Raw genomic sequence first — 14375 nt, forward strand, 5'->3', positions numbered from 1 at the left:
ATGACTCAACTAAGATACCCATTAACCACAGCGCAATTGCCGGTCTGGATCGACCAAGTATTCAACCCTTCTTCTTCTGTCTACAACATTTGTGGCTACCTTGAGCTTAACGGGCCCGTCAGCCTGCGCCGACTGGAGCTGGCGCTGCTGTATGTGCTGAACCATCAGGATGCGACCCGGCTACAGTTCGCGGTTGAGCATGGGGTGCCGGTGCAGTTTGCCGGAGCATGGATCGAGTCGGCACTCAGTACTGTGGACTTGTCCGGTGAGCCCGATCCGGCCGCCGCCGCTTTGGCGTTTAAGCAACAACAGGCGGCGATCCCCTTTGATCTGACCGCAGGCAGTTTGTGCCGTTTTGTCTGGATTAAGTTGAGCGATGCGGCCGGACAACTGATTTGTATTGCCCATCATCTGGTGATAGATGGCTGGTCCAGCAGTCTGGTGATTGACCGCCTGGCACAGATCTATCAGTTGATTGATGAACAAGGTCAGTTGATTGGACCTGCACCGGATTTTCCAGCTTATCTGGACTATGTCGAGCATGACAGGCAGTACGTGGCGTCGGCCCGGTATCAGCGGGATCAGGCTTTCTGGTCGGCACGGTTCAGTACTTTGCCCGAGCCTTTGCTGGCAAAACGCCATGTACGGTCAGATGCGCAGCGCTTTGGCCAGCAGGTATTTGAGATCGAAGCTGATTTATACGAGCAAATTGGCCTGGTTAGCCGCCAGTATGGCTGCACACCCACCCACTTTTTCCTGACCGTCGTGGCGGCTTACTTTTCATTGTGGGCGGAAGAACGGGATGAAGTGCTGATCGGGATGCCCGTGCACAATCGCGGTTCGGCGGTCTACCGGCAAGTGGCGGGGATGTTTGCGTCGGTGATCCCAGTTGCAGTGCCGGTGCGCCGGACTCTGCGGTTTGGCGAAATATTCGCTCAGGTCGCGGCAGAACTGATGCGCAGTTATAAATACCAACGTTTCCCTTTGCATGAAATTGTGCGGCAACTTCGGTTGAATGAACCCAGCGATCGCCAGTTGTTTGATATTCAGTTATCGATCGAGGATCACCGGCTGAGTTCGGCTTTTGACGGGGTTCGTTCCCGCTTATGGCCGCTGCATAATGGTCAAAGTCTGCAGCCGTTGTCGATTTATATCCGCCAGTTTGAAACAGTTCTGGCTGAATTTAACTTCGACCAAAACTATTTTTCCGAGACTGAGTTTGCCGGTCATATCAAGCGTCTAGAACGCCTGATGCGAGACGTGGTGGCGCAACCTGAGATGCGGTTGGCCGAGGTCCGGCTCGCTGATGAAGAAGAATTGCAACAGCAATTAACTGGATGGAATCACCAGATTGCTGACTATGACCGCAGTCTGTGTATCCATCAGGTGTTTGAACAATGGGTGCAGCAACAACCGGAGCAACCGGCGCTGATTTTTGCCGGTGAGCAGTGGAGCTACGCCATGCTGAACCAGCAGGCGGATCAGTTAGCGTATTATTTGCGGTCGGAACTGGCGGTCCAGACCGGCAGTCTGGTCGGTTTGTGTCTGGAGCGTTCAGCAACCATGATTGTGGCGATGCTGGCAATTCTGAAAGCCGGCGCGGCTTACGTGCCGCTTGACCCGGCATATCCGCCAGAGCGTCTGCAATATATGCTGCAAGATAGTGGGGTCGCGCTGGTGCTTTGCAGCAGCACAGCACAAGAGAAAGTCAGTGCAAGTCGGTGCCAGCTGTTGTTGCTGGACCAGTTGGCGCTGGCCGCTTTGCCCCAGCCTGCTGAGGCGGCACTGACCACCGCAACTTTAGGGCTGACAGCAGATGATGTGGCATATCTGATTTATACGTCCGGCTCGACGGGCCAGCCCAAGGGGGTGTTGTGTCCGCATCGCGGCATCCACAACCTGGCACTGAATCAGCGTAAAGCCTTTGCCGTTGGGCCACAGAGCCGAGTGTTACATTTCGCATCAATCAGCTTTGATGCCGGGACTTGGGACATGGTGATGGCGCTGCTGAATGGCGCCACGCTAATTGTCAGCAGTGATGAGCAGCGGATGTCGCCGGATTTACTCAGTGCCTTGTTACTGCAACAGCACATCAGTCATGTGACGCTACCGCCGGCTTTTCTGGCGAATATGCCACTGCGAAGCAGCTATGCATTACAAGCGCTGATTGTCGCGGGGGAAGCCTGCGATGCCGAGTTGATGGCACAGTGGGCCGAGCATTATCCGTTTTTTAATGCCTATGGGCCGTCAGAAGCGTCGGTGTGTGCCAGTTATGCCCGTTTGTATCCGGGGCAAATGGTGCATATTGGGCGGGCACTGGATAACGTCGAATTGCTGGTGCTGGACAGTGCAGGTCAGTTGTTACCTGTCGGTCAAGCGGGAGAATTGTATATTGGCGGCGAAGGGCTGGCGCTTGGCTACCTGGACCGGCCAGAGCTGACGGCAGAGCGTTTTATCGCCAACCCGCATTATCAGCCGGCAGCAGCCCTGAGCAGTGCGCGTCTGTACCGGACAGGTGATGTGGTGCGTTACCTGCCAGACGGTACACTGGAATACGTTGGCCGTGTCGATGAACAGGTGAAGATCCGCGGTTTTCGCGTGGAGCCTGGCGAAATCGAGCATTATTTGTCTGCCGTCGAAGGGGTGCATTCAGCAGTGGTATTGGCGCGTAAGCAGGGACAGAGCCAGCAGTTGCTTGGCTGTTTGAAACCTGTACATGCCATGTCGGCTGGCGATGCCTGTTGTATGGCCCTGCTGCAGCGGGTTCGCACTGAACTCTGCGCGCAATTGCCGGCGCATCTGGTGCCCACGGTTTATGTGGTGGTGGAGGAGTGGCCACTCACCGCCAACGGAAAAATCGACAAAAAAGCGCTGCTGGCGCAGGAGGCGCTGGTGATTAAGGCCGCATACCAAGCTCCGGCGACAGCGACTGAGTTGTTGCTGGCTGATTTGTGGCGGGATTTATTGACGCTGGAGCAAGTCAGTGTCACCGACGACTTTTTCCAGTCTGGTGGCCATTCGTTGCTGTTGATGACACTGGCGAGCAAGTTACAGGCGGCAGGGTATGCGGTGCAGGTGCATCAATTGCTGCTTAGATCAGAACTGGGGCAGATGGCGCAGTACCTGCAGCAGTGCCAACAGAGTCAACCTTTGCTGGCAGAGAATATCATCCGGCCACAGCAAGGACAGCCACTGACTCCGGCCGTGCTACCACTGGTGAATTTAAGCCAGTCAGAACTGGATGAACTCTGTGCCAGAGTGCCAGGCGGAGCGGCCAATATTCAGGATATTTATCCGTTGGCGCCGCTGCAGGAAGGCGTTGTGTTTGTACATAGCATGAATCCGCGACAGGACCCTTATGTCACAACCGCCAGTTTTGAGTTTGCCGACAGTACAACATTGACCCAGTTTTGTCAGGGGTTACAGCAACTGATTAACCGGCACGATGCATTAAGGACCGCGATCTTCTGGCGGGAGCGCTCACAGCCACTGCAGGTGGTGCTGCGCGAAGCGCCGTTGGCAGTGACAGTGCTGTCTGCAGCGCACACGGATACGGCCGCCGGTTTTACCCTGGCAATGCAACAACAAGCGCATCATCTTGAGCTGGAAACTGCGCCTTTGCTGAAGCTGCAGCATACGGCGGCCACTGCGGACGGTCGCCATTTTGCACTGCTGACTTTCCACCATCTGGTGACGGACCACGTCTCGCTGGACATCATGCTCGGCGAATTGGCAGATCTGATGCAGCGGCGTGCCATGCCAGATGTCGCACCGTTATCCTATCGACATTTTATCGAAGCAACACTGCACCAGCTGTCACAGCTGGATGTGGCCGGTTTTTTTACCCGCGAATTGGGCGATGTGGATAGTGCCACCCTGCCGTTTGGCCTGGACCAGGTGCTCGGCGATGGTCAGGCGGTGCGGGAATACAGCTGCGAGGTCCCGCTGGATTTATCGACCCGGCTCCGGGCAGTGGCAAAATCACGGCAACTGAGTCCGGCGGTGCTGTTTCATGCCTGCTGGTCGCTGGTGGTCGCCGCCTGCAGTGGCCGCGATGATGTGGTGTTTGGCACCGTATTATCGGGTCGGCTGGGCGGCATCGCAGGCATAGAGCGGATGATGGGCATGCTGATAAACACGCTGCCGCTACGGGTGAAACTGGCCCAGCACAGTGCCTTGTCGTTGGTGCAACAGCTCGATAGTCAGCTCAAAGCCTTGCTGCCTTATGAGCAGGTCTCGCTCGCTCAGGCCCAAAGCTACAGCGCCGTGACGGGCAGTAGCCCGCTGTTTAGCTCATTGCTCAATTACCGCCATTCTGCGGGCAGCCAGCTAGCGAGCTGGCAACAACAAGACCGCTGGCGACTGTTGTCTGCCACCGAGCGGACCAACTATCCGTTTGGGGTCTCGGTCAATGACCAGGGTGCCCACAGGGCTTTTAGTCTGGACTTGCAGGTGGTGGCGTCGGTGTCCGCAGCTCGGGTGGCGGATTATGTGCTGGTGGCGCTCGAAGGACTGGTCGCCGCACTGGAAGCGGGAGGCTCAGCTTTAGCGCTGCGCTTGCCTGTGTTGCCGCTGTCGGAGCTTGAGCAACAGGACGTCACATGGCAGTCGCCTGCGCTGGCTGTGCCCGCCACTCAGAGTATTCATCAGCTGTTTGCTGCACAGGTCGCCAGGCAGCCCGAAGCCATCGCTGTGGTCTGGCAACAACAGCGCTGGAGTTATGCCGCCCTGAATGCACAAGCCGACCAACTGGCCCATTACCTGCAAACCACCTATGCCGTGCAACCAGGCCAGCGCGTCGGCGTCTGTCTCGGACGCAGCCCATGGGTCGCCATCGCGCTGCTTGGCATCTTAAAAGCCGGTGGCAGCTATGTACCGCTCGATGCAAACTATCCAGACCATCGACTGGCCTTTATGCTGCAGGATACCGCACTGAAGGTGGTGCTGACCGAAAGCGCCCTCGTCTCCCGCTTCGCCGCCCTCGGATGTGCGCAACTGGTGCTCGATGAAACACTCACCTGGCAGCAACCGCATACAGGGCACACTGATACGGTCAGTACTGCTGCCGATGAAGCCTATGTGATGTATACCTCCGGTTCGACCGGCCAGCCTAAGGGCGTGCAGGTCCGGCACGAGTCCGTGGTCCGGCTGGTGCAGGGGCAGGACTTTATGCCGCTGCACCAGCACACGGTGTTTTTGCAATGTGCTCCCCTCGCCTTTGATGCCTCCACGCTGGAGCTCTGGGGACCGCTGCTCAATGGCGGCTGCTGCGTGTTTTATCCGCACGAGCAGTTGTCGGTGCAGAATCTCAATGACGTGGTCAGGCACTATGGCATCACCGCTCTGTGGTTGACCTCGGGCCTCTTTACCCAGTGGAGCAGTGAGTGCGCCGAGGATTTAGCCCTGTCCTACATTCTGGCAGGTGGCGATGTGCTCGATGTGCAGGCCGTCGAGCGGGTGCAGCGCCGGTTACCTCAGGCCGTTATCATCAACGGCTATGGCCCGACCGAGAACACCACCTTTAGCTGCTGCCACGTGCTCCAACCCGGCCGCACTTATCGTGCTGGCGTACCAATAGGCACGCCACTGCGCGGTGAGCGGGTCCGGGTGTTGTCAGCCTGGGGCGCCGCCGTCCCCTGGGGCATGAGCGGCGAGTTGTATGTCAGTGGACAGGGCGTGGCAACCGGTTACTTAAATCAGCCGCAGTGGACGATGGAGCGTTTTGTCCAGCACCTGTGGGGCGAGGATACGGCGCGTCGTTGGTACCGAACAGGCGATTTGGTGCGCTATAACGGCGCTGGCGAGCTGGAATATGTCGGTCGGCTGGATGAGCAGGTGAAAATCCGCGGCTACCGGGTGGAGCCTGCTGAAGTGAGTCATGCACTGGAGCAATTGCCAGGGGTGCGCAAAGCCCTGGTGGTCGCTGAGCATGAGCGGCAGCGGCTGGTCGGTTATGTCGAGCTCGCTGACGCGGCGCAGGGCGACGAGATGCGTCGGTTACGGGAGGCGCTGAGCGCGGTGTTACCGGCATATCAGGTGCCATCGGTGCTGGTATTGGTGGAGGCATGGCCATTAACGGCCAATGGCAAGGTGGACCGACGGGCCTTACCGGCGGTGACTGTCAGCAGTGAGACCTATATCGCACCTGCCACCCAGACCGAGCATCGACTGGTAGCGATGTGGTCAGCAGTGCTGGGGGTAGCGGCAGAGACCTTGAGTACGTCGGCGAATTTCTTTGAGCTGGGCGGCCATTCCCTGTTGCTGATGAAGTTGCAGGCCAGTCTGGCACGTGAAGGCTATCAGACCGATATTCAACAGCTATTTGCCGCGGCGAGTCTGGCTGACATGGCGCAGCAGATACGTCAGACTGGCGTGATGGCCCACAGCGCGGCGCAGAGTCTGATCCCTGTCAACTGTACAGACATTAACCCTGCCATGGTGCCGCTGGTCGATTTAACGCAAAGTGAAATCGACGCCCTGGCTGCCAGGGTGCCGGGGGGAGCAGCCAATATTCAGGACATTTATCCGTTGGCCGCTTTGCAGGAAGGGGTGTTGTTCCTGCACACCTTGGAGCAGGCAAGCGATCCTTATGTAATTTCGGTGACAATGGAATTTGCTGGTATTGACTTATTTGAGCGTTTTCTACCAGCGCTGACGCAAGTGATGACGCGTCATGACATGTTACGCACTGCGGTATTTTGGCGCGATCAACGGAAGCCGGTGCAGGTGGTGCTCAGGCATTGCCCGCTTGACGTCGAGTATTTGCAGTTCGCAGGATCAAACTTGTCTGCGGCGTTTGACGACTATGTTCGCACATCAGTGGCCAGGTTAGAGTTGGAGCAGGCGCCATTGCTTCGCTTGTTTGCCTGTGTCGATCATGAGCAGGATAAAGTGATGTTGTTACTCCGGCAACATCACTTGATCACCGATCATGTTTCCATCGAATTGTTACTGGCTGAATTACATGTTTTGCTCGACACTACCCAGGCTGAACTGCCTGCGGCAGTGCCTTACCGAGAGTTTATTGCCCGCTCGTTGCGTCAGGCAGTCAACATTGATAGCACGGCGTTTTTCCGACAAAAACTGTCGATGGTAGAACAAGGCACCTTGCCGTTTGGGCTGACCGATGTATTACGCGATGGGGCTGATTCACAAGAGCTAAGTTTGGCACTGCCACCAGTTCTGGCTGCGCGGATCCGGCAACTGGCATCAGCGCAGCAATTGAGTCCTGCGGTGATCTTCCATGCGGGCTGGGCTATGGTGTTGGCGCTTTATTGCAATAGCAATGCGGTGGTTTTCGGTACTGTGCTATCGGGACGCCTCGCGGCTGGTCATGGCATGGAGCAAGTCATTGGCATGCTCATCAACACCTTACCACTGCGTGTTGACCTGGCATCTGTCAGTGCGAGCGGCTTGCTCCAGCAGGTGAACCGGGAGCTGCAAGCTTTGTTACCTTATGAGCAGGTTTCGCTGGCGCAGGCGCAAAAATTCAGCCAGGTGCCAGCGGGCATGCCGCTATTCGGCACCACCCTGAACTACCGTCATTCGGTGGAGCTCAGTGAGGCTGAACAAGCGAGGCACTGGCAAATCAGACAGGTCCGCGAGCGCTCAAACTATCCACTTGATATTTCAGTCAATGATGAAGGTGTCGCGTTAACGCTAGATTTGCAAGCTGATCAGCGGGTACCGCTTGCTGAGGTGGCCAGTTATTTACAGACAGCGCTGGAAAGTCTCGTGGCTGCAGTTGAAAGCACAGACGAACAGCCTGTGCTGCAATTGGCCGTGATGCCAGTCACTCAGCAGCAAGCGTTATTGCGCGCGAGCTATGGCCCAGTGATGCCGGTGGCGTCAGGGGGGATCCACCAGGCATTTTCAGAGCAGGCGAAGCTTGCGCCGCAACAACTGGCCTTGTGTTGGGACGGCGGCAGCCTGAGCTACGCTGAGCTGGAAGCGTGGTCGAATCGGCTGGCGCAACTCCTGGTTCAATCAGGGGCTGTCCAGGTCGGCACCCTGGTCGGGTTAAGCCTCGGACGCTCTGCACAGCTGCTCGCCGGGGTGCTGGGAATATTAAAAGCAGGCGGCGCTTATGTACCGCTTGACCCGACTTACCCAGCGGAGCGACTCCAGCAGATAGTCGCCGATACCGGCCTCAAACTGGTGCTGTGCGCAGACCAGGACATCGCCCTCTGGTCAGCCGCAGGCGTGGCAGGCTTGAGTCTGTCAGCGCTGAGTCAGGCGCACACTGGCGAGGGCGATTTTGCGGGGTATGCCAATGAAGCACCGGCACTGAGCGCTCAGCCGACGCTGGCCTATGTCATGTATACCTCGGGCTCCACCGGGACGCCCAAGGGCGTGATGGTCAGTCATCGCAACCTGCAGAACTTCAGCCAGCATTGTGTCCGTCGTTATGGCGTTGGGCCCGCCGATAAAGTACTGCAGTTCTCGACGATGAACTTCGATATTTTTGTCGAGGAATGGGTCAGTGCCTTGACGCAAGGCGCTACGCTGGTGCTGCGGGATGATGAGATGCAGCACAGCGCCGCCGGGTTTGTCGCGTTCTGCCGCCGCCACGGCGTCACGGTCGCGAGTCTGCCAACGGCCTATTGGCACCAGCTGCGGTTGTGTGATGAAGCCCAGACGCCTCTGCGTCTGGTGATTGTAGGGGGAGAGGCGCTCGAGCGCAGCAGTGTGGCGCGGTTACCGGCCGGGCTGACTCTGTTTAATACCTACGGGCCAACAGAAGCAACGGTGATAGCATCGGCCTACCGGCTGGTGGATGGTTATCACAGTGAGCGCGCAGTGCCGATAGGCCGTGCCAATGTCAATACCAGTTGCCTGGTCCTGTCATCGGATGGGGCCTTGTGTCCACCCGGAGTGGTGGGGGAACTCTATATTGGCGGCGAAGGCGTCACACTGGGGTATTGGGGGCAAGCGGCGCTGACGGCGGCCCGTTTTGTGCCAAACCGGTTCTATGAAGCCGGTCATCCGGCCAGCAGTCCGCGACTGTACCGGACCGGTGATTTGGTCCGGATAGGCCAGGATGGTGAGCTGGAGTTTGTCGGTCGTGTCGATGAGCAGGTTAAAATCCGCGGTTATCGAGTGGAGCCGGCCGAGGTAGAGCAACAGCTGAGGCAGCTCGCAGGCGTGTTAGCCGCCGTGGTGCTGGCACAGCAAGTGCGGGGGCATGAGAAGCAGTTGGTGGCCTATGTGCAACTGACCGCTGGAGGAGATAAGCAGGCGCGGTTGCAGGAGGTGCGCCGGTTATTGCAGGGGATGTTACCGGCCTATTTGATGCCGGAGCGATTTGGCTGGGTCGATGCATTACCACTGACCGTCAATGGCAAGGTGGACAAACGTGCGTTGGTGGCGCAAGCGCACCTGCTGCAGGAAGAGGCCAGAGAAGCCCCGCAGACGTCGCAGGAAGTGATGTTGGCAGCAATATGGGCAGAATTGCTGTCGGTGCCGTCTGAGCAGATAGGCCGGGACAGTAACTTTTTTGCGCTGGGGGGCCATTCACTGCTGTTGATGCAACTGGTGAGCCGGCTGCGGGATGTCGGGTTAGGGGCGCCGGTGCAGCGGTTATTTGGCGCGGCGAATTTACAGGAGATGGCGGCAGTGGTGGCGCCGCTGGTTGTGGCCGAGCAAGTAGTGGCCAATGGAATAGTCGCAGGTTGTGAGCGAATTACGCCCGAGATGGTCACGCTGATGTCGCTCAGTCAGGCCGAGATAGACGGGGTATGCGAGCGGGTACCAGGTGGCGCCGCCAATATTCAGGATATCTATCCGTTGGCACCGCTGCAGGAAGGCGTGCTGTTTGTGCATACCATGAGTGACGGTCAAGATGCCTATGTCACCCGCAGCGTGTTGGCATTTGAGCAGGCGGCGGATGTCACGCGTCTGGTCGGGGCGCTGGAGCAACTGATAGCGCGGCATGATGTGTTAAGGACTGCGGTGTTATGGCGTGGCCGGGCCCAAGCGGTGCAAGTGGTACAGCGGGAAGCCCCCCTTCGCGTGGCTTCGCTGCCCTTTGAGGGCGATGATGCAACGGTACGCAATGCAGTGCAGGCCTATGTCGCAACAGAAGGCGGCTGGCTGGATGTGGAAGTGGCCCCGATGCTGAAGCTGGAGGTTGCACATAGCCAGGCAGGCCGCAGTTATGTGGTACTCAGTGAGCATCACTTAATCTCGGACCATGTGTCACTGGAGCTGCTGATGGCTGAGCTCGAGCAGGTGCTCAGTGGCAAAGTGGTGGCGGGAGCATCGGTGAGCTATCGCGAGTTTGTCGGCCGGACCCAGGCGCGGCTACAGACGCTGGACAGTGCAGGTTACTTCCGCTCGGTACTGGGAGATGTGACGGAGCCGACATTACCCTATGGGCTATCCGATGTGCTGGGGGATGGCACTTTGGTGCAGGGCCGGCATTGGCAGATGGATGCACAGGAGTCTGCCCGGTTGCGACGATTGAGCCGGCGTTATCAGAGTAGCGCTGCAGCATTATTCCACCTGGCGTGGGCGAAGGTGCTCAGTGTCTGCAGTAATCAATCGGATGTGGTGTTTGGAACCGTGCTCTCGGGTCGGCTCAGTGAAATCGCGGGAAGTGAGCGGATGCTGGGGATGCTGATTAACACACTCCCGGTACGCGTCAAACTGGGGGCGGCACGCGCATCAGAGTTGCTGGCGCAGACGAATGCGTCGTTGCAGGGACTGTTGGGGTATGAGCAGGTATCGCTATCGCATGCGCAGCGTCAGAGCGGCGTGACAGGGCAAGTGCCGCTGTTTAGTGCGATGCTGAACTATCGTCACTCCAAAGTTCAGACCCATGCAGTGCAAGAGCAGTTATTCCAGGTACTCCAGACGCAGGAGCGGACAAACTACCCGTTCAGTCTGTCCGTGGATGATGATGGGGAGATATTTGCGCTGGAACTGCAGGTCGATAATCGGGTGATGGTGTCGCAGGTTGAAGGCTATCTGCGCCGCGCGTTATCAGGCTTGCTGGACGCGCTGGAGCATGAAACGACGGATACTTATGCGGCATTGTCAGTGCTGTCGGATGCAGAGCGGACCCAGCAACTGCTGAGCTGGAACGACACCGCACGCGCCTTTGACAGTGAGCGCTGTATTCATCACTGGTTTGAAGCCCAGGTCGCACTGACCCCCACGGCAGTCGCGGTGGAATGTGAAGGGCAGTCGCTCAGTTACGCCCAGCTCAATGCTCGCGCAAACCAGCTGGCGCATTATCTGAAAACAGTGCACGGCGTCGGCGTCGATGTGCTGGTCGGGCTTTGCATGGAGCGCTCCCTGGAGATGGTGATAGGGCTGTGGGCCATTCTCAAAGCCGGTGGCGCTTATGTGCCACTGGACCCGGCCTATCCGGCGCAGCGTCTGGCTTATCTGCGGCAAGACGCGTCGGTGCAGGTGGTGCTGAGTCAGCTATCCGTGATGGCGCAGCTCGGATTATCAGATGCCGTCGTGGTCTCACAACAAGCCTGGGGCTTTGCCGATTGGCCGGTCCATAATGTGGTGGATGACGCCGCCCATGCCGGCCAGTTGGCCTATGTGATTTACACCTCAGGCTCCACAGGTCAGCCCAAAGGCGTGCTGATAGAGCACCGCAATACCATGGCCATGCTGCAATGGGCGCGGGAGGCTTATAGTGATGCCGAGTTACGCAGCGTACTGGCCTCGACGTCGCTGAATTTTGATTTGTCGGTCTATGAGCTGATGCTGCCGCTGTGTTTTGGTTTTCGCTGTGTGGTGGTGCGCAACGCACTGAGCCTATCGGAGCAAGCGCTGGACGTGAGTCTTATCAATACAGTGCCGTCGGCGATGAAAGCCTTGCTGGATGCAGCTGCAGTGCCGGCCAGCGTGCGGGTGATTAACCTCGCTGGTGAAGCACTGACCGCCCAGCAGGTGAACCAACTGCTGGCGCAATTGGAAGGCGTCGCGGTATGTAACTTGTACGGGCCGTCAGAAGATACCACCTACTCGACCTATGCCCGCTTTACCGAGCGTCTGACAACGGTGCCGAGCATTGGACGGGTGATAGCGAACAGCCAAAGTTATGTGCTGGGCAGTGGCGGTGAATTACTGCCGGTCGGGGCTGTGGGGGAACTGTATCTGGGAGGGGCAGGTCTGGCGCGTGGTTATCTGAACCGGCCAGAGCTGACGGCGGAGCGTTTTGTCGCAAACCCCTATTATGTGGCCGGTTCGCCAAATAGCAGTGAACGCTTGTATCGGACGGGAGACCTGGTGCGTTACCGGGCGGACGGTGCGCTGGAGTTTATCGGCCGGATAGATGACCAAGTGAAAGTACGTGGTTTCAGAATAGAACTGGGGGAGATAGAGCATCGGCTGAACGACCACATCGGCGTGCAGAGTTCGCTGGTGATGGCCTATAAAAATGCTGTGGGTGAGCAGCAGTTGGTCGCTTATGTGCAAGGGCCACTCACGGATGAGACATCCTGGGGGGCGGAATTACAAGCATGGTTGCGTCAGACGTTACCGGAGCACATGGTGCCTGCGGTGCTGATAGAGGTGCAGGAATGGCCGCTGAATGCCAATGGCAAGGTGGACCGCAAGGCGTTACCGGCAGTGACGGTGCAGGCGAGCGGAGGTTATCAGGCGCCCGCCGGTGAAACAGAGCAGCTGTTAGCAGGGATTTGGTCAGAGGTGCTCGGTATCCCGCTTGCACAAATCAGTGCCACGGCCAGCTTCTTTGAACTGGGCGGTCATTCGTTGTACCTACTAAAACTGACGAATGCCGTTGCAGTCGAATTCCAGGCTGAGTTGAGCTTACGGGAACTCTATGACACGCCATCATTGGCCGCACTATCTGAACTGATCGACCGCAAACGCGCGCAGCAGTATCTGGCTGCCGCTAAAGCCAACACAGCCGTTATTTCAAGTGGAACTTTATGATGATTGCACAACTCATTAAATCTGCCGCCGATCAGGGCGTGCACCTGTATGTCAAAGACGAAACATTGCATTTTGATCTGAGTGTTGCGCAGTTTCCGTTAGCGCTAAAGCAACACATTCTGCAACACAAGCCGCAGATTATTGCTTTTCTGCGTGGACTCAGCCAAGTCAGTCTCCGGCCAGTCCTGCAGGCGGTGCCTGATACAGCGGACTATCTACCGTCGTTTTCACAGCAACGTTTCTGGTTGCTGGAACAGATGCAACAGACAAGTGGGCAATATCATATGCCGCTTGCGTTTCATGTCTGTGGACCCGCCAAACCAGACTTGCTGGAGCAGGTTTTTCAAACAATAGTGCAGCGTCATCAAATCTTGAGTACCAGCTATCACGAACAAAATGGGGCCTTACAGGCGCAGATCAGGCCACAAGTCAACTTCCGGCTGAATGTGCATGATCTCCATGCTGAGACAGCCCCTGAACAGGCTGAACGACTGCATGCCGCGCTGCAACAAGCCATTTCCTGCCCTTTTGATTTGGGTCAGGATTTGTTGCTGCGGGGTTGGTATTTCCGGCTGAACTCAGCCGTTGATAGTACCCAGCAAGGCATTCTGTTGTTGGTGATGCATCATATTGCGTTTGATGGCTGGTCGGTCGATGTTTTCATCAGGGAGTTTAGTGCTTTGTATACCGCCTTTTCGGCACAACAGCCAAGCCCGTTAGCGGCCTTACCTGTACAGTACAGCGACTACGCGCGCTGGCAACATCAATTGCTGACTGACGAAATAACCGAGCAACAGTTGCAATACTGGCGTGAGACGTTGCAGGACTGTCCGACTTTACATAGTCTGCAGCTGCAGCATGAACGGCCGACAGTCAAGCAGACGGCAGGCCGTCAATTGAGCGCCAGTTTGCCGGCATCTTTGACCAAACCTTTGCTGGAACTGGCAAGGGCCAGTCAGCTCAGTAGCTTTATGTTATTGCACAGCGCACTGGTGCTGGTATTAGCCCGCCACAGCAACAGCCGAGAGTTGATTGTTGGGGTGCCGGTTGCCAACAGGCCGGACGCTCAGTTGGCCGGGATGCTGGGATGTTTTGTCAACATGCTGGTACTGAGAGTCAATACGGCCCACGCCACGGTGGCCGATTATCTGGCTCACGTGAAAGCCGTACACTTGCAGGCACAGCTGCATCAGGACGTGCCGTTTGAATGGCTGGTTGAACAGCTGAAAGTGCCACGCAGTGGGGCATACAGCCCGTTGTTTCAGATTGCGCTGAGCAGTACGGACCAGTTCAGTCACGATCAGCTGTCCGGTCAGGCACCGCTGGCTGTGGCTGATCTGACGTTGAGCCGCTTTGAGGAGGAGTCGGTGCAACTGAAGTTCGACCTCGAACTTGACTTCGCACTGACCGAAACGGGCGTGAGTATTGTCTGGAATTATGATGTCGCGTTGTTCAGC

At 57.4% G+C, this 14375-nt stretch carries 2 protein-coding genes (1 of these 2 running past the window's edge); both read left to right on the forward strand.

The genetic code is table 11. The annotated features are described in order from the left end of the window. Positions 1-12918, forward strand: a complete 12918-nt coding sequence (locus AC53GJ_RS21215; RefSeq protein WP_496730400.1) for an amino acid adenylation domain-containing protein — start codon at positions 1-3, stop codon at positions 12916-12918. Continuing rightward, positions 12915-14375, forward strand: the start of a protein-coding gene (locus AC53GJ_RS21220; protein ID WP_496730401.1) for a non-ribosomal peptide synthetase. It continues 2037 nt past the right edge of the window; the window shows 1461 of its 3498 coding nt (coding positions 1-1461); it begins with the start codon at positions 12915-12917; its stop codon lies off the right edge, out of view. The genes AC53GJ_RS21215 and AC53GJ_RS21220 overlap by 4 nt, the downstream gene beginning before the upstream one ends.

The sequence above is a fragment of the Rheinheimera sp. B2H12 genome, assembly GCF_059620065.1.

What these genes read in the sequence shown, in the direction of transcription:
- AC53GJ_RS21215 (WP_496730400.1), top strand. Translation starts at nt 1, where the DNA reads ATGACTCAACTAAGATACCCATTAACCACAGCGCAATTGCCGGTCTGG.